The 21,708-nt window shown below is 70.2% G+C and carries 16 protein-coding genes; 11 read left to right on the forward strand and 5 right to left on the reverse strand.

Going from position 1 to position 21,708, the window contains the following annotated elements; all coding sequences use genetic code 11:
- Positions 1 to 58: 58 nt before the first annotated feature.
- On the reverse strand, positions 59 to 1,351 hold the full coding sequence (locus AOM45_RS05660; protein ID WP_201779895.1) for an SLC13 family permease: 1,293 nt from the start codon (positions 1,349 to 1,351) through the stop codon (positions 59 to 61).
- A gap of 173 nt (positions 1,352 to 1,524) precedes the next feature.
- Positions 1,525 to 2,631, reverse strand: coding sequence for a PrpF domain-containing protein (locus AOM45_RS05665; protein ID WP_030470696.1), 1,107 nt, complete (start codon positions 2,629 to 2,631; stop codon positions 1,525 to 1,527).
- Positions 2,632 to 2,851: 220 nt separating this feature from the next.
- Here AOM45_RS05665 and AOM45_RS05670 point away from each other — a divergent pair, with 220 nt between their 5' ends.
- From AOM45_RS05670 to AOM45_RS05715, 10 genes are all read left to right on the forward strand, one after another.
- Positions 2,852 to 3,763: a LysR family transcriptional regulator gene (locus AOM45_RS05670; RefSeq protein ID WP_030470695.1), complete on the forward strand. Its 912-nt coding sequence runs from the start codon at positions 2,852 to 2,854 to the stop codon at positions 3,761 to 3,763.
- Between the two features lie 104 nt (positions 3,764 to 3,867).
- Positions 3,868 to 6,318 (forward strand): TIR domain-containing protein, encoded by a 2,451-nt coding sequence (locus tag AOM45_RS05675; RefSeq protein ID WP_030470694.1) that lies wholly within the window; start codon positions 3,868 to 3,870, stop codon positions 6,316 to 6,318.
- Positions 6,315 to 8,615, forward strand: a complete 2,301-nt coding sequence (locus AOM45_RS05680) for a hypothetical protein (RefSeq protein ID WP_030470693.1) — start codon at positions 6,315 to 6,317, stop codon at positions 8,613 to 8,615. The genes AOM45_RS05675 and AOM45_RS05680 overlap by 4 nt, the downstream gene beginning before the upstream one ends.
- A 6-nt stretch (positions 8,616 to 8,621) precedes the next feature.
- Positions 8,622 to 9,089: a J domain-containing protein gene (locus AOM45_RS05685; protein ID WP_030470692.1), complete on the forward strand. Its 468-nt coding sequence runs from the start codon at positions 8,622 to 8,624 to the stop codon at positions 9,087 to 9,089.
- The gene (locus AOM45_RS05690) at positions 9,071 to 10,702 is read left to right on the forward strand and encodes an Hsp70 family protein (protein WP_081902465.1); all 1,632 of its coding nucleotides are present in this window, start codon (positions 9,071 to 9,073) and stop codon (positions 10,700 to 10,702) included. The genes AOM45_RS05685 and AOM45_RS05690 overlap by 19 nt, the downstream gene beginning before the upstream one ends.
- A gap of 3 nt (positions 10,703 to 10,705) precedes the next feature.
- Positions 10,706 to 12,040, forward strand: coding sequence for a serine/threonine-protein kinase (locus tag AOM45_RS05695; RefSeq protein ID WP_030470690.1), 1,335 nt, complete (start codon positions 10,706 to 10,708; stop codon positions 12,038 to 12,040).
- Entirely contained in the window at positions 12,010 to 13,668 is a 1,659-nt protein-coding gene (locus AOM45_RS05700; RefSeq protein WP_030470689.1) for a tetratricopeptide repeat protein, read from the forward strand. The genes AOM45_RS05695 and AOM45_RS05700 overlap by 31 nt, the downstream gene beginning before the upstream one ends.
- The gene (locus tag AOM45_RS05705; RefSeq protein WP_030470688.1) at positions 13,665 to 13,850 is read left to right on the forward strand and encodes a hypothetical protein; all 186 of its coding nucleotides are present in this window, start codon (positions 13,665 to 13,667) and stop codon (positions 13,848 to 13,850) included. The genes AOM45_RS05700 and AOM45_RS05705 overlap by 4 nt, the downstream gene beginning before the upstream one ends.
- Before the next feature lie 36 nt (positions 13,851 to 13,886).
- Positions 13,887 to 15,662 carry an alpha-amylase family glycosyl hydrolase gene (locus AOM45_RS05710; RefSeq protein WP_051784231.1) on the forward strand — a complete coding sequence of 592 codons (1,776 nt, stop codon included), beginning with the start codon at positions 13,887 to 13,889 and terminating at the stop codon, positions 15,660 to 15,662.
- Positions 15,663 to 15,719: 57 nt separating this feature from the next.
- Positions 15,720 to 16,205, forward strand: a complete 486-nt coding sequence (locus AOM45_RS05715; RefSeq protein ID WP_030470686.1) for a glutathione peroxidase — start codon at positions 15,720 to 15,722, stop codon at positions 16,203 to 16,205.
- On the opposite strand, the gene AOM45_RS05720 is transcribed toward AOM45_RS05715, so the two are convergent.
- Positions 16,202 to 16,666 carry a MarR family winged helix-turn-helix transcriptional regulator gene (locus tag AOM45_RS05720; protein WP_030470685.1) on the reverse strand — a complete coding sequence of 155 codons (465 nt, stop codon included), beginning with the start codon at positions 16,664 to 16,666 and terminating at the stop codon, positions 16,202 to 16,204. The two genes, AOM45_RS05715 and AOM45_RS05720, sit on opposite strands and share 4 nt — an antisense overlap.
- Before the next feature lie 109 nt (positions 16,667 to 16,775).
- Between AOM45_RS05720 and AOM45_RS05725 the strand changes: the two genes are divergently transcribed.
- The gene (locus tag AOM45_RS05725) at positions 16,776 to 17,942 is read left to right on the forward strand and encodes an FAD-dependent monooxygenase (RefSeq protein WP_030470684.1); all 1,167 of its coding nucleotides are present in this window, start codon (positions 16,776 to 16,778) and stop codon (positions 17,940 to 17,942) included.
- Here AOM45_RS05725 and AOM45_RS05730 read toward each other — a convergent pair.
- Together AOM45_RS05730 and AOM45_RS05735 are read right to left on the reverse strand one after the other, a co-directional pair.
- Entirely contained in the window at positions 17,936 to 18,604 is a 669-nt protein-coding gene (locus AOM45_RS05730; RefSeq protein WP_063757130.1) for a DUF1345 domain-containing protein, read from the reverse strand. The genes AOM45_RS05725 and AOM45_RS05730 overlap by 7 nt on opposite strands.
- Positions 18,605 to 18,724: 120 nt before the next feature.
- A complete protein-coding gene (locus tag AOM45_RS05735) occupies positions 18,725 to 20,626 on the reverse strand; it encodes a DUF8189 domain-containing protein (RefSeq protein ID WP_030470682.1) in 1,902 nt (633 codons plus the stop codon).
- Positions 20,627 to 21,708 lie beyond the last annotated feature (1,082 nt).

Raw genomic sequence — 21,708 nt, forward strand, 5'->3', positions numbered from 1 at the left:
CGTGCCACGACCTCTCGACCGGTTCGGCGGCGAACCGGTCGAGAGGTCGTGTCCGGCCTCAGAACGAGCCGGGCAGGACCAGCACCGCCCACGCCGCGATCGGCCCGAGGCCGACGATGACGCAGGTGTAGGAGATGACCTGGCGGTAGAAGCGGTTCCGGTCGACACCGCGGGCGTTCGCGAGGACCAGCGCGCCGTTGGTGGAGAACGGTGAGACGTCCACGATGGTGGTGGAGATCGCCATGGCGGCCACGACACCCACGACCGGGAGGGAGTCGGTGAGCAGCAACGGGATCGCCATCGGGATGGTCGCGGTGAGGATCGCCGTCGACGAGGCGAACGCCGACGTGACGCCGACGATGACGCACAGCACGAGCGCCACGAGCAACGGCGCGCCCAGGCCGACCGCGCCGTGGGCGACCCAGTCGATGGTGCCGGAGTGCTCCAGGACTCCCACGTAGGTGACCATGCCCGCGACCAGGAGGATCGTCGGCCAGCTGATGCCCTCGACGGCCTTGCCGAGGTTCTCGCGGTCGAGCACGGCGAGCACGGCACCCGCCGCCAGGGCGAGGAAACCGATCTGCAGGTGGAACGCGAGTGCGCCGACCACGAGCACGACCAGCGCCACGAGCGTGGCGCGCTGCCGCCAGGTCACCGCGATCGTCTTCTGCCTGACCGCGGTGGCGACACCGCCGCCGGTCGGCACGTCGTCAGCGGTCGCGTCGCCGTCCGGGCGCTCGACGAAGCTCTCCTCACCGCGGCGGCGGAGCAACGCGTAGGTGACGGCGGCGAGCAGCAGGTTGAAGCCGAGGCTCGCGAAGAACAACGCGGCGTGGGAGATCGTCAGACCGGACTTCACCACGATGCCGTAGACGAGCGCGCCGGAGACCGCCATCGGCGAGAACGCCCCGGCGTGGGCACCGCAGATCACCATCATGCCGATCATCAACGGGCTGATGCGGTACGCGAAGGCGAAGCTCATCCCGATCGGCACGAGCAACGCGACGGCGGCCGGGGTGAACGTGCCCAGCGCGGTCAACGTGGCCGCGACCGCGAACAGCACCCACGGCACCAGGATGGCGCGGCCTCGCACGAGCCGGATTCCGCCCTCCACCAACAGATCGATCGTGCCGTTCAGCTTGGCGACGGAGAACAGGTACGTGACTCCGACGACGGTGATGAACAGCGAGACCGGGAACCCCTCGAAGATCTCCTTGTCCTCCAGGCCGAACACGAACGTGCCGACGAGGAACGACGAGACCAGCGCGAGGATGCCGATGTTGACGGGCAGCACCGTGGCGACGACGAACATGCCGCCCAGCACCAGGATCGCGATTATCTGTGATGACATCATTGTCCTCTTCGACGGTGCGGGTCAGGAGGCCGCGGCGGCGGCCGGTGTTGTGGGTGAGGGCTCCAGCGGCTCGTCGTCGGGGAAGACGAGCGTTTCGGGTCAGGGAACTGCGGCGGCGCCCGGTGTCGTGAGTTCCTCGGGAGAACGACCGTCGCCGATGCGGTGCGGGGTCAGGAAACCGCAGCAGCGGCCAGCGTCGCGAGAGCGGGCTCCAGCGGCTCGTCGTCGGGCAGCACGAGAGTCGCGTCGCCGATGCGGCGCGTGGTCCGGGTGACCCCGATCGCGAGCAGTCCGTCACGGGTGCTCGCCTGCGTCGTCACGACTCCGGCCGGAGTGTCCAGGCGCAGCACCTCCTGCTCGCCGGCGGTGAAGGCCGACAGGACCGTACCCGGCGTGTGGGCGGCGGCGGTGAGCGCGACGCTGCCGGTGATGGCCAGCGCGGGATGCGTCCGCCCCATCGACAACATCCGCACGGTCACGTCCGAACGTCCCGGCCGTCCCGCGCTGACCAACGCGATCTTCGGGGTGGCGCGGGCGGCTTCGGCGGGGTCGGCGGCGAGACCCATGCGGACCGCCGCGATCCGGCGGAGACGGTCGAGCCGGCCCAGCACGTCTTCCCTGGCGTCGAGCGCGGCCGGGGAGGCGTCGCCGTCCACACCGACCTCGGCGGCCGGGACGAGGACGACGGGTGCGCCGGCGTCGAGCAGCGTCACGCGCACTCCGTCCACCAGGTCGACGGCGTTGCCCGTGGGCAGCAACGCCCCGGTGGTCCGGCCGGCCGGGTCGACGAACCACAGCCGCACGCCGAGACCCGGCTGGGCCACACCGGGAATGCGGTCCCGGCCCTGTTCGGTCACCTGGCCCGACGGCGTCGGCACGTCGACGACGATCAGCTGGCCGGTGTTGGTGTTGTTGATCCGCACCGTGGTCACCTCGCCGGTCGGGACCACCCAGCCGCGTCGCAGCGCGTAGGGGCCGACGACGGCGGAGCAGTTGCCGCAGTTGCTCGTCCAGTCCACCCGCCCGTCGGCGATGCCGATCTGGGCGAACGTGTACTCGACGTCGATGCCCGGCCGGTCGCTCCTGGCGAGCACGACGGCCTTGCTGGTCGTCGACGTCGCGCCACCGACGCCGTCGACCTGGCGCGGGTCGGGGCTTCCGTACAGCCGCAGCAGCACCTCGTCGACGCTGCGGCCGGGCACCGTCAGCACCTCGCGCTCGAAGACCCAGCACTTGCTGGTGCCACCGCGCATCCACGTCGCCGGTATCTCTCGCATGACGGCAACCGTGACTCCCGCCGAGCTTGAACACAATCACGCATATCTGCACGCCCATGAAGCGTTGCTTCACGCTCAATCACACCTGTTCGCATCAGCCACGAGGCCTGTTCCGGCGAAAGACCAGCTCGCAGGTCAGCAGGTACCCTTAAGCACAGTTACACGGAAGTCACCAGCAAGTGAACTTCCCGCCTCAGACTTTTTCGCACGAGGAGTGTCCATGCTGGACGTCCGACGCCTGGCGCTGCTCGCCGCCGTGGTGGACACCGGTTCGATGACCGCCGCCGCCGAACAGCTCGGCTACACCCCGTCCGCGGTCTCGCAGCAGCTGCGCCGGCTCGAGGTGGAAGCCGGTCAGCCGTTGCTGCACCGGCAGGCCAGGGGTGTGCGCCCCACCGAGGCCGGAGCCGTGCTGGCCGGTCACGCCCGCCACGTCCTGCGCCGGCTCAGCGCCGCCGAGGCCGATCTGGCCGAACTCGCGGGGCTGCGCCGCGGCACCATCGCGCTCGGCGTGTTCCCGACCGTCGCGAGCGCCCTGCTGCCCCAGGTCGTGAGCAGGTTCCGCCGCCAGTACCCGGATCTCCGCCTGGACGTGCGCAGCACCCGGTTCGACGAGCTCGTCGAGCTGCTGGAGAACGGCACCGTCGGCATCGCGCTGTTGTGGGACTACGCGTGGAACCGCGTCGACGTCCCCGACATCTCGCTGACGCCCCTGCTCGACGACCCGACCGTGCTCATCGTCGCCGCTGATCACCGGCTCGCGCGCAAGCGGTTCACCACCATGTCCGAACTGGCCGGCGAGGAGTGGATCGTCCGCGCCCACGACCACCCGGTGGCCGAGGTGCTCGAACGCAGCTGCCGCGCGGCCGGGTTCACCCCGAAGATCGCGTTCGAGGCCAACGACTACCAGGAGGCGCAGGCCATGGTCAGCGTCGGGCTCGGCGTCGCGCTGGCGCCCAGGACCGCGGTGCGCAACCCGAACCCGGACGTCCGCGTGCTCGCGCTGGGCACGGACGTGCCGGCCCGGCGCGTGCTGCTGGCGCACCGCCAGGACCGGCTGCGCGCTCCCGCCGAGCTCGCCATGCACCAGCTCCTGGTCGACGTGGCCAGGGAGTACCAGACCAAACCCTGATCTTCCCCCAAGTGGCCAGAACGTGGACAGTTCCTGGCCAAACGCCGCGATCGTCATGCCACCGGAGTTTGCTTTCCGATGCGGAAACGGCCACCGGAGCGGCGATGTACGAGTTCGACGTGTTCGTGAGCTACGCCTCGGTCGACCGCGCGGTCGTGTGGCCGTTCGTCGAACGGTTGCGGGCCGACGGGCTGCGGGTCTGGTTCGACGAGCACTCGATGGCGGGCGGGCTGCCCGCGATGCAGCAGCTCTCCGAGGGGATCGAGAGGTCGGCGCACCTCGTCGCGTGTCTCACCGACGCCTACCTCCAGCGGCCGTGGACGGGCTACGAGTTGCAGGTGAGCCGGTACCTGGACCCGTCGGGCCGGGCGGGGCGGACGATTCCCGTGCTGTTCCAACGGCTCACGCTGCCGTTGCCGGCGGAGATCAGCTTCCTGGCGCAGTGCGACCTGACGTGCACGACGACCTTCGAGGCGGAGTACCGCAAGATCGTCGGCGCGCTGCGGCGGCCGGTTCCGTCGGCAGGGGCGGACAGCCTCGCCGACGCGTGCGTGGCGCCGTTCCAGCACCTCGACGAGCCGGCCGTGGCGTTGTTCAAGACCTACCAGGCCCTCAGGGCGTTGCTGCCGATGCTCGAGAAGTTGTCGAGTTCTGGCGAGGTTCCGGCGCAGCTGCACGCGTCGCTGGCGACGGTCCAGGCCTTCGCGCGGGAACGGGCGGAGGACGTGCCGGTCACCGGGCGGACTGTCGCTCCGGCGCTGTCGGCGTTGAAAGTGCTGGCGCAGTGGGCACTTCCGGGCGATCCGCGGGATCCGTGGGCGGAGATCTGGGACCGTCTGCCGGACGGTGGTGACGGCACGAAGCTCATTCCCGGCACGACGTTCACCGCGCGCGGCCCGCAGCTCGGCCGCACCGGTCTCGGGCCGCGGTACGCCGGGCACGACCTGCTGCGCGACGAACCGGTGTCGGTGCACCTCGTCGACGTCCCTGAGGACCGCGACGAGGCGTTCTTCGCGGAGATCGCGCGGTTCACGCGGTTCGCCGACGCGGCGGTGGTGTCGCCGGTCGCGGCGGGCCCGATCACGATCGACGACCGGCGGCGCTGCCTCTACGTGATCATGCCGTCGATCGACGGCGACAGCGCGCAGGACCTCGTCCGCCGCTCCGGGCCGCTGCCCGAGCGCGCCGCCCACGAGGTGTGCCTCGGCATCGCCCGTGCGCTCAGGGCGTTCCACGAGGCCGATCCGCCGATCGTGCACGGCGACATCACGCCGGCGAACGTGATCGTCGGCCGCCTCGGCGTGGTGCGGGTGGTGTGCGTCGCGCGGGAGATGGCGGACGTGCCCGTCGACGACCTGGACGGCACGTCGGCGAGCCGGATGGACTCGTTCCTGTTCGGCAGCCCCGAAAACCGGTCGGGCGCGCCGCTCACCCCGCAGGCCGACCTGTTCGCGCTGCGGGCCGTCCTGCACTTCCTGCTGACCGGCGAGTACCCGACCGAGGACGACGTCGCAGCCTCCCCGTTGCGGGACTGCGCCACCGCGGCCGCGGCCTGTGAAGTCCTGGAACGCCAGGCGAACGAGCTGCCGGCCACCACCCGGCTGACCACCGTGACCCGCCGTTCCCGCATCCCGGCCCGGAGATCTCAGGCGCCGGGGTTCTCGCTCGTGCACGCCGTGGAGCTCCAGGCGCGCAACGCCTGGCCGCTCGGCGGCGGCCGGACTCTGGTGTGGGAAATGGGATCCGACACCCTGGCGGTGATCGAGGGCGACGACCTCCTCTGGCGGGACAGCCGTCCGGTGCCGGTGCGCAGGACGGTCGTCGGCGAGGGTGGCCGGGTGGGCGTCGGCGGCTGGGACGGCGCGGTGCGCTGCTTCGCAGGCGACGAGGTGGCGACGCACCAGCTCGACGGCACGGTGGGAGACCTGACGTTCGTCGGCGACGACCTCGTCGTGGGGTCGTGGCGGCGTGAGCTGATCCGGCTGGGGCAGACCGGCAAGTGGACCGAGCTGCTGGCGACCGAGCGCGGCGTGCACCGGATCGCCGCGCACGGCGAGCGGTTCGCCGTGTCGGGACTGTCCGGTGGCCTCACCCTGTACTCGGACACGCGCATGACCGCCGACCACCCCGAGCTCGACTTCGTGGGTGACATCGCCTTCGCGGGCAGCCGGTTGGTCGTACTGACCCACGACAACGAGCTGACCAGCATGCGGCTCGACGGCACGTTCACGGCACGGGAGGTCAAACCCGGCGCACGCGGGCTGCTGCCGTCCCCCGCGCGGGGCAGCTGCCTGCTGCTGACCGACGAGCAGGCGTGGCTGATCGACGACGCGAACCGGCACCTGCTGCACGCGGTCCTGCCCGCCCGGTCCAGGATGGTCTCCGCCGCGTCCAACAGCTTCACATTGTCCACATCGGACGGTTGCGCGTACTGGCAGGACGGCGTGCAACGGCACGTGTGGCCGGAAGCCCTTTCGGCCGTGCTCTCCTGGGACGGCGGGCAGCTCGCCGTGACAACTCCCGGCACCGTCGAGCTGTACGAGGTGGTCCGGTGAACCCGTTGCGGGCGGCCATCGCCGAGCTCGGCAGCCGGCCCGACAGCCCGCGGGTGCGGACGGCGCTCGCCGAGGCGCGGTTCCGGCTCGCCCTGGAGACCGAACCGGGTGAGGCGGCCGAGCTGCTGCGTGCGGCCGCCGAGGCCGATCCGTTCCAGCCCAAGGTGTTCCTACACCTCGGACGGGTGCTGCACCGCGAAGGCAAGTACTTCGCCGCGTTGCGCGAGTACCGCCGGGCCGCCGAGCTCGTGCCGGACAGCCGCCGCGTCCACCGGCTCATCGCCCAGGCCGAACAGGACCTCGGCCAGAGCAGGAAACGGGAGAAACCGGCCCCGGACACGTGGTTGCTGCTCCTGCTCGACCAGCTGTCCAAGGAACACCCCACGCGCGTCCAGGTCACCGCTTGCCTTGCCGTGGGAGCCGAACACGCCTCCGCCGCAGAGCTCGCGGTGGCCGCAGTCCTCGTGCAGGCCCACGACCAGGTCCCGATCGACGTCCGCGAGCTCGGCACGTCCCACCCGTTGCTCGACGCGGTCCTCGACCTCGTCGAAGCCCGCGACCCGGACGCGTTCGTCTCGGCCGCCGTCGACCACCTGAGGGCACAACGCCTCCCCGTCGAAGTGGTCTGCTGGGCTCACTTCACGAAGTGGGAGAAGCTGAGCGCCCTCGACGCGCTGCAGTTGCTCGACCGCTACCCCGACGACGTGAGACGCCTGGACTGCTTCCGGGAACTGGAGATCGCGGTCCTGGACGCGTGCGCGAGGAGAGCCTGGACCGAGGACCGCCCCCACGAGGCGAAACTCCTGTGGCGCGAGACGATTCCGCTCGACCCGCACCGCGTCCCGGTCGCCGTCAACCTCGCCCTGCTCGCCGCCCGCACCAGGACCACCGAGGAGTACGCCCCGGCGTGGGCCCGGCTGGCCGAGCTGCTGTACCTGCACGCGGCCGCGATCGGCGACGTGCAGGTCATGCTCGACGAGCGCGTCACCCTGCACCGCGCTATCAGCCAGAACAGCAGGCAGCGGTACGTGCTCGGCCGGGAGCAACCGGACGACGAACAACTGCGCGCGTGGCTCGCGGACCCGGAAGCGCTCGAAATCTGGCTGCGGGAGTGGGACCGCTACTACCTCAACGCCCGCCTCGGCTTCCGCTCTCCCACCCACCGGCTCGGCGTGCGCAGCCCCGCCGCGCGAGACGCCCTGATCCGGCACGTCGACACCGAGCTGCGCACCCGGAACTGGTCCGGCATCAGCGTTTTCTGCGACCTCGCCCGCGCCGCGTTCACCGAGGCGTGCGAGGAGCCGGACGAGCACCGGGAACTGGAGCAGGGGCGGGCGAACGCGCTCCTCGACGAGGCGTTCCGCCGCGCGGTGCTGGTGCGCCGCATGCTGCACGTCCTCGCCGACGACCCGCAGCCGTTGCGCCTGGGCCTGCTCCTCGCCCGCCACCTGTTCGCGTTGCCGTGGGCCGTCTTCCAGCCGCTCTGCGTCGAACGCGGCCTCGTCGAGCCCGGCGTCGACCTCGTCCGCCTGCTCGAGGCCGATCTCCTCCACCTCGCCGCGCGGGAGGACCGCCTGGAAGCGCTGGACGAGTGCGTCGAGCTGCTCCCCCACCGGCTGGCGCCGCGGGCGTTCCGCTGCCGGGCGCTCCAACAGGCCGGGCGTCTCGACGAGGCCTACGAGGAGACGCTGACCGCGCTGCAGCTGCGAGTTCCCGAGGAGGACGTGCCGCGGCGCAGGAGCCTGGTCGTCCTGCTCGGTGTCATCGGGCGGGAGGCGATTCCCGAGTCACTGCGCGGTTTCCACGACCGCACGAGCCTCGAAGCGCACGTCGAGGCGGCACGGGTGGCGCTGCTGAGGTTCCCGCAGAGCGGCACGTTGCGGCTGCACCTGGCGAAGGCGCTGACCCTGCTCGGCGGCGCGGACAGGATGGCGGAGGCGGAACGGCTGCTGGCCGAAGGCGTCGCGACCGCGCTCACCGACGAGCAACGCGAGGAGTTCGAGCAGGGCCTGTCGTGGACCGGCGAGGCTGCCGAGGTGGACACGGCCCGCCGCAAGGTGATCGACCTGCTCGACGCGGCGCTGAACCGGGCCCAGGACGCCGTCGACGAGTACAACGAGGCGCGCTACGCCGGGATGGCCTACCGCTCGCTCGACAAGGTCCGGCAGGCGCTCGACGAGCTCTCGCAGGCGCTGACCATCGCCGAGGAGGCCGGGCTGGAGCGGGAGGTGAGCGAGCTGGAGAAGTGGCTGGACCGGTTGGGAGAGCTCGAAGGCGAACTGCAGCACAGGGGGTGACGGGCCATGTTCATGATCGACCTCGGCGCCGAGTCGTACTACTCGGTGCTCGGCGTCACGCCGAACGCGACCGCGGCGCAGATCCGGCAGGCCCGCGACGGCCTGATCCGTGAGCTGCGGACCCGCCAGCGCCGTGAACCCACCCGGCGCGGTGAGCTCGACGAGCGGCAGCGGGTGATCAACGCCGCGGGCGAGGAGCTCGTGCGACCGGCCAGAAGAGCGCAGTACGACCAGGAGAACGCGCACCTGCGGTTCTTCACCGTGCGGCCGGCCGCCGCGCCGATGTTCACCGACCACGCCGACCGGACCGCCGTCCTGCACCATGCCCTCCGCGACCACCTCGCTTCCCAGGGCGTCGAACTGCCGCCACTGTCCGATGTGGACCGCACGGACTTCACCGCCGACCACTCCCCCAACCGCCTGCTCGACGAGCTGCTGGCCCAAGGAGGCAGACAGTGCCATTCCACAAAGTGATCGGCATCGACCTCGGCACCACGTACTCGGCGGTGTCGATCTGGGACGGCAAGGAGGTGCACGTCATCGAGAGCGCGTTCGGCGAGCCGACCGTGCCGTCGGTCGTCGGGCTCGACCACGAGCGCCAGGTCGTCGTCGGCAAGCCCGCTCAGAACAACCTCGCCGCCGATCCCGCCAACACGGTCATCGAGGTCAAACGCGAGATGGGTGTGTACGAACGCCCACCGGCCGGGCCCGGCGACCCCGGGGTGCCGCGCCGGATCCGGTTCCGCGACCAGGACTACCTGCCGCAGGAGATCTCCGCGTTCATCCTGACCGAGCTCAAGCGCCAGGCCGAGGCCTACGTCGGCGAGCCGATCCACGACGCCGTGATCACGGTGCCCGCCTACTTCAAGGAACCCCAGCGCGGCGCGACCGAGGACGCCGCCAGGATGGCCCGGCTGAACGTGCACCGGCTGATCAACGAACCGACCGCGGCGGCCGTCTGCTTCGGCGCGGACAAGATCGAGGACGACCGCACGCACACCTACGCCGTCTACGACCTCGGCGGCGGCACGTTCGACGTGTCGATCATCCAGGTCAGCCCCGGCAACGTGAGCGTGGTCGGCACCGGCGGCGACCCGCGCCTGGGCGGTGGCGACTTCGACGACCGGATCACCGACCACGTGCTGGCGCAGATCCACGAGCAGCACGGCGTGGACCTGCGCGACGACCCGATGGTCCGGCAGCGGGTCAAGCGCGAAGCCGAGCAGCGCAAGCGCGACCTGTCGGTGGCCAAGTCCACGACGCTCAACCTGCCGTACCTGACGCCGACGCTGACCGTGAGCATCCCGTTGTCCCGAGCCACGTTCGAGGGGCTCATCGCCGATCTCCTGCAGCGCTCGCTCGACTGCCTCGACCAGGCGCTGGAGTCGGCGCGGCAGAGCAACGGCGTCGAACCCGACGAGGTCGAGCAGGTGCTGCTGGTCGGCGGGTCGACCCGGATCGCGTGCGTGCGCCCGCTGCTCGCCGAGCACCTCGGGCTGGAGCTCAAGGACATCCGCGCCGACATCAAGCCGGACGAGGTCGTGGCGCGCGGGGCCGGCATGGTCGCCCGCGACTTCGCGGCGTCCGACGGCTACGAAGGCGCCGTCGTCGAGATGACACCGCAGGATCCGCTCCGCGACACCGCCGACGAGCCGTTGATCCTTCAGGACGTCACCAGCCACACGCTCGGGATCCTCGCCAACGACACGGACTTCATCCCGATCCTGCCCAAGGACAGCCGCATCCCCGGCGACCAGACCCGCGACAACTTCATCAACGGCGGGCGGTCCACGAGCATCGACGTGCTGATCTTCCAGGGCGAGAACCCCGTCGCGTTCGAGAACGACCTCATCGGCAAGCTCCCGATCCAGCTGCCGGAAGCGCGCGAACGGGGACACTACCGGTTCGAGGTGACGTTCACGATCGACCAGAACGGGTTGCTCGGCGCGGCGGTGAAGTGCCTGAACGACAACCAGGTCTGGCAGACCGAGCTGCAGTGCGACGTGCGGGCGAGCCGGCAGGCGATCGAACGCGGCGCCGCGCACATCGGCACCGTCATGGCCGGCCTGCCGAAGCCGCCGGAGTAGGCCGTGCAGGGACCGCACGGCGTCCGGTTGCAGGCCGTGGTCGGGGTCACCGACCGCGGTTCGCTGTGGCGCGCCCACGACACCGTCCTGCGGGTCGTCGAACCGCGCTTCTGCGACGAGAGGTTCCGCGAGGCGCTGACCCGGCTGAGGCAGCGGCGGTACCCGCGCACGCTGGAGATCACCGGCGAGGGCTGGACCGGAGGCCACTTCTACGTCTCCTACGCCGTCACGCCGCCGTGGCAGACGCTGGAGGAACGACTGGCAGGGCCGCTGGAGTGGCCGGAACGGGTCGCGCTGGCCGCCGACCTGTGCCGGGCGCTCGACCACTGGCGGTCGAGCCCGGTGCACCCGCTGGGCCTGACCTTGCGCACCGTCGTGCTGTGCCGGCACGCCGGGCGGTGGCTGCCGTGGCTCGTGCCGTGCCCGCCGGTCGCCCGGCAGACCCCGCGCGACCTGTTCGGCCTCGACGCCACGGCGCTCGCCCCGCTGGCGCCCGAGCTGATCAGGGGCACCACCGCCGCCGCCCTGGACAGCTACGCGCTCGGCACCCTGGTCGCGCAGGTGCTCGGGCCGGTGACCGCGCAGCACGACGACGAAGGCAGGGTCGAGGCCCAGGCTCGCGGTGTCCTGCTGTCGTCGACCGGCACGCACATCCCGTCGTTCCTGCACGGCACCCCGCAGTTCCAGGCCGTCGTCCGCGCGGTGCAGCGGTGCCGGCACCCGCACCCGCAGGCCCGCCCGGACTCTCCAGCCGACCTGCTGGCCGCGCTGGAGAGCCTGCTCGACCTGCACGGCCTCGCCGAGGCACTGCTGCCCGACCGGGTGGTGGAGATGTTGCGGGCCATGGGCGACGACCCGCGCGTGGTACCGATCGCCGAACAGATCAGCGCGACGGCGGACCCGGTGCACGCGTTGCGCTGCCTGGACCTGGCCGTCCCGATCGCGGCGGACAACCTCCGGCTGCGCCAGGTGCGGGCGTCGTTGCGCTGGCAGCTCGGCCGGTACACCGGCGAGCTGCTCGACGACCTGGCCCAGCTCGCCCGGCACGGCGACCGGTCCGACCGGCTGACCGCGCTCAAGCGCAGTGCGGAAGTGCACCTGTCGCACGGGAATCCGGCGGAGGCGGCCAAGGACCTCTACGCGGCGAACCAGCTGGCGCCCGGTGACCTCGACGTCCTGTGGTCGTACCGGCAGTGCTGGCGGGAGCTCGGGCAGACCGCCGAGGCGGACCAGACGCGCGCCGAGGCGTTGCGGCGGATCGAGCGCATGGAGGCCGCGTTGATGCTCACCACGAAGGAGGCGGACGAGTGGCGTTCCCGATTCGACGAGCCGGACTGATCGTCGGCACGTTCTTCGCGTTGACGGGGTGCTCGGCCGACGGCCAGAACGTCACCGTCGGAACCTCGCTGCCCGAGGGCACCTACGACGCCGTGGTGACGTGGGCGGGCGGTCAGATCCAGACCCAGATCGTCGTCGGACCGACGGAGTCAGGTTCCGCGCTGCCGTTCCTCCTGCTCGCGGTCGCCCTGATCGGTCTGATCGCCCTGGCGTACCTCGTGGTCGTGGTGCCGCGGCGACGCAGGCAGGCCTACGAGCAGGCGCTCGCCCAGCTGGACGCGGGCGAGTTCCGCCGCGCGCTGCCGGAGTTGACGCGACTGGAGACCCGGCTGCCGGGGAAGCTGCGGACCGAGGCACGGTTCTTCATCGCCTTCGCCTTGTTCCAGATCGACGCGCTGGACGAGGCCGACTACCGGCTCTCCGCGTTGCGCCGCGAGAACCCCGCCGACGCCTCCGTCTGCTACCTGCTCGCCTACCTGCGCTTCACCCGCCGCGACCACGAGGGTGCGGAGTCCGTTTTGGACACAGCGATGGCGGACGGACTGCTGACCGGCAGGAAGATGCGCAGGCTCTACGCCGTCGTGAAGTTCCAGCGCGCCGCCGAGGCCGTGTCGGACGGTCGTCTCGACGCCGCCGCCGACCTGTTCGGGAAGGTCGAACGCCTCGGCGAGCTCACCGACCGAATCCCGGCCGACCTGCGCAACAGGCACCTCGCGCTCGGCACGCAGTCGTTGTTCGACAAGGACGTCCCGGCCGCGCGCGCCCACTTCGAGAGCCTGCGCACCACCGCGCTCGAACCGGCCCAGCTCGCGTCCGTCCACTTCGGACTGGCGTTGGCCGAGTGGCTCGACCCGTCACCCGACGCGCCGCAGCGGATCGAGCAGCTCCTGACCGAGAGCGCCCGGCTGCTCGACCCCGGCGGTGAGCTGTCGGCCGACTGGCCCGCCACCGTCGCGACCAGCGCGGCCGAGAACCTGGCGACGCTGACCGGGGAACGGGACGTCGTGCTGCGCAACATCCACTTCCTGCGCGGCATGGCGGCCGTGCGAGCCGGCGACCTGACCGCGGCCGTCGGCCGGTTCGCCCGCGCCCGCGCGCACGACCCGGAGTTCAGCGACGTGCACCTCGTCGTCGGCCTGATCAAGTACCGCCTCGGTGACGTCGAGGAGGGCGTGACCCTGTTGCTGCACGCGCAGAAACTCGGCGTGCGAGAACCCGAACTGCGCCGCATCATCGCGAGCCACCAGCAGCCCGTGGCCCGGTACCTCGACGTCCTCGACTCGTACGCGAACGACAGCGCCGTGCTCACCGAGGTGCGGACCGCTCTCACCGGCCTGGCCCGCTTCCGCAAGCCGCGCGACTGGGACACCCGCCCCGACCTGCCCGCCACGCACACCGCGCCCACCATCGCCGACCTGGGCGACCGCAGCGCGGTCCTGCGCGAACGGGTCACCGAACTGCTGGCCGCCGGAGCCGACCTCGGTGCCGCCCGCGACCTGGCCGACGACCTGGGACGCGACACCGCCGCCCTCGTGGCGTCCGCACGTGCCTTGCAGCGCAAGGAGGCCGAGCTGCTGACCCTGCTCGGCGCCGCGCTGCTCCCCGAGAACGGAGGGCTTCCCCGATGACGTCCCGCAGGCTGACCCCGGCCGACTGCATCGCCGCGCTGCCCGAACCCGAACTGGACCTGCCGCCCGGTCTTCAGGACGATGTGCGGGCCATCGACCTGCGGCACGCCGCGCTGGTCATCGCCGAGCTCGACCACGCCGCGGAGATCGCGCAGGTGCTCGCGGCGGACGAATCGAGGTGACAGGTGAGCTCACCGACGAGATCCCGCCACGCTGGCATGGGCTCGATCCCCCACCAGGACGGCGTCACGTTCCGCGTGTGGGCCCCCAACGCGGACAGCGTCGCCGTCGCGGGCACCTTCAACGGCTGGTCGAAGGAGCCACTGGCGGACGAGCACAACGGGCTGTGGTCGGTGGACGTTCGCGCGGTCCGGCCGGGCGACGCCTACCGCTACGTGATCGTCCACGACGGTGTCGAACTGCATCCCTGGCGCCCCGATCCGTACGCCACGGCCATGAAGAGCTCCGTGGGCGACTCCGTCGTCGACGATCCGGACTTCGACTGGGGCACCACGCCGTTCACCATGCCGGGCTGGGACGAGCTGGTGATCTACGAGCTGCACGTCGGCACGTTCAACGACGAGACCGGCGGCGGTCCCGGCAGGCTGGACGGCGTCGTCGCCCGCCTGGACCACCTCGCCTGGCTCGGCGTCAACGCGATCGAGCTCCTGCCGCCGGCGGAGTTCCCCGGCGGCTTCTCGTGGGGGTACAACCCGTCGTCGATCTTCACGGTCGAGACCGACTACGGAGGCCCGAAAGCACTGCGGCGTCTGATCCGCGCGGCGCACGAACGCGGTCTCGCTGTGCTGTGCGACGTCGTCTACAACCACTTCGGCACCGCGGACTCCGCGGTCTGGCGGTTCGACGGGTGGCACGCCGAGAGCAAGGGCGGCATCTACTACTACAACGACTGGCGAGATCTGACCCCGTGGGGCCACACGCGGCCGGACTACGGCCGTCCGGAAGTCCGCCGGTTCTTCCGCGACAACGCCCTGATGTGGCTGGAGCGGTTCCGGTTCGACGGGCTGCGCTGGGACGCGACCGCCTACATCCGCAACGTGCACGGCGACCGCGACCCCGGCGCGGACCTGCCGGACGGCTGGCGGTTGATGGGCTGGATCAACGACGAGATCGACGCCCGCCAGCCGTGGAAGATCAGCATCGCCGAGGACATGCAGGACAACGAGTGGATCACCAGGAGCACCGGGACAGGTGGCGCGGGCTTCGATGCCCAGTGGGACGCGGGCTTCCACCATCCCGTCCGCCGTGCGCTGACCTGCGTGGACGACGCGGACAGGGACATGTCCGAGATCCGCGCCGCACTCGCCCACCAGTACAACGGCGACCCGCTGCACCGCGTCGTCTACGTCGAGTCCCACGACGAGGTCGCCGCGCTCAACGGCAAGGTCCGCCTGCCGGAGGAGATCGACCGCGGTCACGCCGCGAGCTGGTACGCGAAGAAGCGGTCCACCCTTGGCGCGGCGCTGGTCCTCACCTCACCGGGCATACCGATGATCTTCCAGGGACAGGAGTTCCTCGAGGACGGCTCGTGGCACGACGACGACCCGCTCGACTGGTCCAAACTGGACACTCACGACGGCATCACCGCGCTCTTCCGCGACCTGATCGCCCTGCGCCGTGACCGGCTCGGCACCACCAGGGGCCTGCGAGGCAGGAACCTGAACGTGCACCACGTCAACCACGGCGGCAAGGTCGTGGCCCACCACCGGTTCGACCGGGGAGGGCCGCGCGACGACGTCCTCGTCGTCGCCAACTTCGCCCACCGCGGCTACGCGCACTACACGATCGGAGCGCCGCGGGCAGGCCGGTGGCGGGTTCGGTTCAACAGCGACTGGGCCGGGTACGACGTGACGTTCGGAGCTCAGGACTGCTTCGACACGGTGACGCGGCCCGCGGCTGTCGACGGCATGCCCTGGGCGATCGACCTGGGTATCGCTCCGTACAGCGCGGTCGTCCTCTCTCAGGACGACTGAGACTCCGCTGATCACCGCTCTTGGCCTGGCGCACCGGACGTGAACTACGTTGGTGGCATGGAGATCTACGACATCCCGGTCAACACCCTCGCCGGCGAGCCCGGCGACCTGAGTCCGTTGCGCGGCAAGGTGGCGCTCATCGTCAACGTCGCGTCGCGCTGCGGCCTCACCCCGCAGTACGCGGGCCTGGAGCGGCTCCAGGAGAAGTACGGCGCGGACGGGTTCACCGTGGCCGGCTTCCCGTGCAACCAGTTCATGGGACAGGAGCCGGGCACCTCCGAGGAGATCGCCACCTTCTGCTCGACCACCTACGGGGTGTCGTTCCCCCTCTACGAGAAGATCGACGTCAACGGCCCCGACCGGCACGCCGTGTACCAGGAGCTGGTGCAGCACGCCGACGCCGAGGGAACCGCGGGCGACGTGCAGTGGAACTTCGAGAAGTTCCTGGTGTCGCGGGACGGTGAGGTGCTCGCCCGCTTCCGTCCGAGGGTCGAGCCGGAGGACGCGTCGATCACCGAGGCGATCGAGGCCGCACTCCGTTAGTCGAGTTCCGCCACCCGTGCCTGGAGGTCGTCCACGAACCGGCTGAGCAGGCGGCCGAACGTGCGGCGGTCCTCCTCCGACCAGTCGGCCACCGCGCCGGTGAACCAGCCGAGGATCGCCTCCAGGTAACGCCCTCCCGCCGCGGCACCGGAGTCCGTCAGCTCGATCAGGCGTGCGCGCTGGTCGTTCGGATCGGTGACGCGGCGGACCAGGCCGGCGCGCTCCAGGTCGTGCAGCAGCCGCGTGACGTGCGGGCCGACGACCTGCATCCGGGTGGCGATCTCCCCCACCCGCAGGGGCTGGCCGGCCATGCGCAACGTGACGAGGACGGTCATGGCCGGGCGGTCCAGCGGGATGCCGACGTGGTCCATCGCCCGCTCCACCAGCTGGCTGCGGTTGAGCACGGTGCCCAGTTGCATCAGGTGCGGCAGTACCGCCGCGGGGTCCAGGGCCTCGCTCATCTCACACCTTACTTACCTAACTTAGGTATATGCTCGCCTCAGTCACCCGCAACCGTAGCGATCATTGCGGCGTGAAAAAGGATACCTAAGTTAGTTATCTGGAGGGACCATGAGCACCGTCCTGATCTCCGGCGCCAGCATCGCCGGGCCCGCGCTCGCGTTCTGGCTGCGCCGCCGCGGTTTCGACGTCACCGTCGTCGAGAAGTCCCACGCCCTGCGCGGCGGCGGCTACCCGATCGACATCCGCGGCACGGCGCTCGGCGTGGTGGACCGGATGGGTCTGCTCCCCCGGTTGCGGGAGGCCCACGTGAACACGCGCAGGATCACGTTCCTCAACGCCGACGGCAGCCGCGTCGCGTCGCTGCGGCCGGAGTCGATCTCCGGTGGCGACGGCAGCGACCTGGAGGTCCGCCGCGGCGATCTCGCCGAGATCCTCCACGACGCCGTGCGCGACGACGTGGAGTTCCTCTTCGACAACAGCATTTCCGCCCTGAACGATCATTCCGGCGGTGTGGACGTGACGTTCCGCAGCGGTCTGCGGCGGACCTACGACCACGTCATCGGCGCCGACGGGCTGCACTCGGCGGTGCGCGCGCTGACGTTCGGGCCCGAGGAGCAGTTCCACCGCTATCTCGGTTACTGCTTCGCGGGCTTCACGATGCCGAACCACCTCGGCCTCGCGCACGAGGGCCTGCTGTGGAACGAGCCCGGCCGCGCTGCCGCGCTGTACGCGGTCGGCTCGGGCGAGAGCGTCCACGGGTTCCTGAGCTTCACCCGCGCCGAGCCGCCGTTCGGCGCCTTCCGCGACCCCGAAGCCCAGCGCGAACTGGTGGCGTCAGTCTTCGCCGCCGACGGCTGGGAGGTCCCGCACCTGGTCTCGGCGATGCGCTCGGCGGACGACCTGTTCTTCGACACCGTCAGCCAGATCCGCCTGCCGCGCTGGTCGTCAGGCCGGGTCGCGCTGGTCGGTGACGCCGCGTACGCCCCGTCGTTCCTCACCGGCCAGGGCTCGAGCCTCGCCCTGGTCGGCGCCTACGTGCTGGCCGGCCACCTGGCCACGGCACCGGACCACACGGCGGCGTTCGAGGCTTATGAACGCGAGACCCGGCCGTTCGTGGAGCTGAACCAGAACCTGGTCGAGGAAGGCGACGCGGAACTGTTCCCCGGCACCGCCGAGGCGTTGGCCGCCCGCAACGCCGCCCTGCGCGATCGCACGACGATGGCCGCCGAGGCCCGGCCTGAGCACTCCGCGATGACGTTGCCGGACTTTCACTGACTGCTGATGCTCGCCACCAGGTTGATCGTCGTGGCGAGCACACCGGTGCCGAAGAGGTACGACAGCAGCGAGTGCTTCAGGGCCGTGCGTCGCATCTCGCTGCCGGACAGGCTCGTGTCGGACACCTGGAACGTCATCCCGATGCTGAAGGCGACGTACGCGAAGTCGCCGTAGTCCGGCGGTTCGGGTTGATTGAAGTCCACGCCGCCGTCCGCGCCGTAGTAGTAGAGACGGGCATACCGCAGGGTGAAAATCGTGTGCACGACCGTCCACGACAACACCACCGACAGCACGCCGAGCCCTACACGCAACAACTCGGACGCACCGGTCGTGTGTGCCGCACGGGCGAGTACGAAACCCACGGACACCAAGCTCGCAAGCGCGGCAACGAGTAGCAGCACCTCGGCCACGCGCCGTGTGGGATCGTTGCGCATGGCGTGCTGTGCGGTCTCCTCGGCGTCCATCGGCCAGATGGTCATCCACGCCCGGACCAGGTACACGAGGGTCGCCACGTCCCAGCCGACCAGCGGGCCGAACTCGGCGTGGCCTGCGAAGGTGACGGCGAGCCCGCTGACCAGGCCCGCCGTCACCGCGATCACGACCTTGGTCCGGGCGAGCACGAAGCGGTCCGGCAGCGGTCGGGACGGAAGATCATCCGACATGACCGCTGAAGGTACCCGCCCCCGCGGAGTTGGCACGCGGGGCCCTTTCGTGCGCCAGAAGAGTACGAAAGGTCCCCGCGTACCCAAAAATGTGGCTGGTGGGGCTCTTGTGGGTGAAAGCTAGCTCCCAGCCGCCTGCCAGTCGCCGAACGGCGCGTCCGGCCCCACCGCCGTCTGCACGCGCTGACGCAGGCGCATGTCCGCCCCGAGTGCGAACACCCGCACGAGACCCTGCGCGTCCACCACGGCCGACGGAGCGACCTCGACGTACCCGCCGAAGTCCTGCCACGGCACGAAGTTCCCGGCCGAGTCCTGACGCGTCATGCTCAGGCCGTAGTCGTTGTTGCGCGCGAACGCGAGTGTGCGGCCCCCACTGGTCACCGCGGCCACCGGCCCGAGGCCGCCCATGCCGCCGATGTTCGCCAGGGTCGTCTCCCACGACCCGTTGGCCGTCATCTCGCGCAACGTGCCGACCGACCCGTCGCTGTGCCGGCGAGTGAAGATCCGGACCCGGTTGGCGTCGAGCGCGGTGCCGATCGACGCGGTGCTCTGCGCCTCGGTCGTCAGCGCCTGGTAGATCGTCGTGCCGCCGACGTTCTGGTACCAGTGGAACGCCTTGCCGTTGCCGTCGGCGAAGACGTGCATGCGGCCGCCCGGCGCGGTGATCGCGGACGGCTGGGACATCGCCTTGCCGTTGCCTCCGGTCACCGTGACCCAGCCGCTGAACCCCGTGCCCTCCTGCCACTTGTTGCCCAGCGTGCCGGCGCGGTTCACGACGTACAGCTCCAGCGACCCGTTCGAGACGCCGAAAACCGGTGTCTGGTAAGCAGGTGAGGAGCTGTTGGGGTTGCCCAGCGAGGTCCACGTGCCGAACCCCTGCGCGCCCGCGGCGGTCTGCGTGCAGGTGCGGATCGCGGCCGTGTCGAGGTCGAGCACGGCGAGCTGCAGGCGGTTGTCACCACGCATGGCCACGGCGACACCGGGGGCGAACGACCCTGCCAGCAACGTCGTGGGGCCGACCCACGCGCCGCCGTTGGGCTGGCGCCACCACATCAGCGAGTCACCCGCGACGACGAACGCGTGGACCGTACCCGCACTGTCCACAGTGGCCCACTGAGGCGAGACGGGCCAGCGTTCGTAGCAGCGGGACAGGTTCACGTCGAACACGTCGCCGCTCAACGGGTCCATCGCCTTGTACTTGTTGTACGCGTTGGTCTTCGGCGTCCGCAGCGCGGCGGGAACGTTCGCCGGCGCCTGACGCGTGTTGTAGCAGCGGTAGCGGACCAGCAGCGCGTACGGACGGCCGGTCGGCCCCATGTAGGACTTCACGGCCTTCTGCGCGAACTTGGCCGTGTGGATGTGGTCCAGGTGGTCGGGCATGCCGGCCGCGTAGCGAACGTCGTCGGGGAACGGGTCCTGACACCGGACGACGGTCGGCTGGAACTGCGCGAGCAACCCGACCAGGACGTTGACCACGTCGGCGTGCCGGTAGGTCTGCACGCGGTTGGCCGGGCTGCCGGTCGGGACGATCGTGCTGGTGCTGTAGGACGTGTTGGTCCAGAGGTTCTTGGTCGCGTCCTCGTGGAGGTCGTCGCCCCCATCGGGCAGGTTCAGGTAGACCAGCTGCACGGTCGGCTTGCCGTCGAGCGTGTTGACCTCGACGGTCTTGCCCGCCACGACCATCGCCGTGCGGGTCCACGTGCTCGCCACCCCGGCGAGCGCCGCGTAGGCGTTGCGCTGGCCCTTGTGCAGCTCCGCGGACAACTGCTCGCGGGTCAGGTTGTCGGTGCCGTTGAACTCGTCCGCCGTGAGAACGATCGTCCTCACGGGACAGCCGGAGAGGATCGCCGGCTGGATGTCCGGGTTGATGAACAGCAGGTCGTCGTCCGAGTGCGCGATGATGTTGACGAAGCTCGCACCCGTCGGCGCGGCGTGCGCCGTTCCGATGTTGGCCCCGAACGCCGTCACCGCCGCGGCGGCGGTACCGGCCTTCAGGACCGTGCGTCTGCTGATTTTGGGCATGGGCGACCTCCCGATGTTCACCTGGTGCCCAGACTTCGGTTGGCGATGAATCTTTGTTACACAGCGCATTTGCGCCGAGAGCGACTCCTCACCCGGTTGACATCCCGGACGACCGTGAGCCATCAGAAAAACTAATTGCAGAGAGGTGCCGGCCACAGGAACTGCAGCGGAGAGTCAGCGCGTGATACCGCAGCGTGGGCGTCGCCGAGCCCGGACCTACCAATCAAATGTTCAACCTCCCGGCCCTTGGAATTGATTGGCTTGGACCATTAGGTCCGCAGGGTGAGCGGGACGAAAGCAGGCACAGTCGTAACGCGATGAAGGTCGCAGACGACGCCACTGGGAAACCTGGATGCGACGTCCGCGGCGAGCGGCTGCAACCGATCGCCGGACACGGCTCACGGTGCGCCATTCAGCGGCTACGCGCGGTGATAAATTCGTCCACGAGGAGAATATCCAGGGCCCAGGCGCCCCGCGCCGTGTCCACTTTCTCAATTCGGAGCCCCGCAGGCGTCAACAAAAACCGTACAGCGTTAGTTTCTCATTGGTTCAGCCTCAACGAAGAAAATCCATCGGCTCTACTGATCACCTGGAGACTTGGAATTCTTCCATTCGGCGCGCGAAACAAACCGTTCGCCGAGTTGGTCGCGTCACCGACCACGGGCGTCAGTCGCTATCCGTCATGCTGATCTCGTTCGGGTGATACGCCCTGACACGTTGGGCCTAACGTGCCACGCCACGGTGTCCGCCCCGGAGCGCCACAGCACGAGCCAGGACAGGCCCCCGTTCCTCGCACCACCCGGCTCCAGCACGACGACACCTCCGCCTGCCGCACCCGTGTCGTCCTTCGAGAACAGGACGCTCCACCTTGGCAAGGGCACTTCACGCCGTGGCGATCGGCCACGGCCTTCCAGCGACCCTCCAGCACCTCCGCGACCATCCGAGAGCGCGAACAACCTGGGAGTGACACCAGGTTCGGCATTTCGCTCATCGCGACGGAAGAGGGGGGAACGGCCGTGCGTCGGCCCAGCGTGGCAACAGGAGTGGTTGTCACAGTTGTAATCGCGGTGGTGGTCAATCTC

Source organism: Lentzea aerocolonigenes (assembly GCF_000974445.1).
In the GTDB taxonomy this organism is placed as follows: Bacteria; Actinomycetota; Actinomycetes; order Mycobacteriales; family Pseudonocardiaceae; genus Lentzea; species Lentzea aerocolonigenes.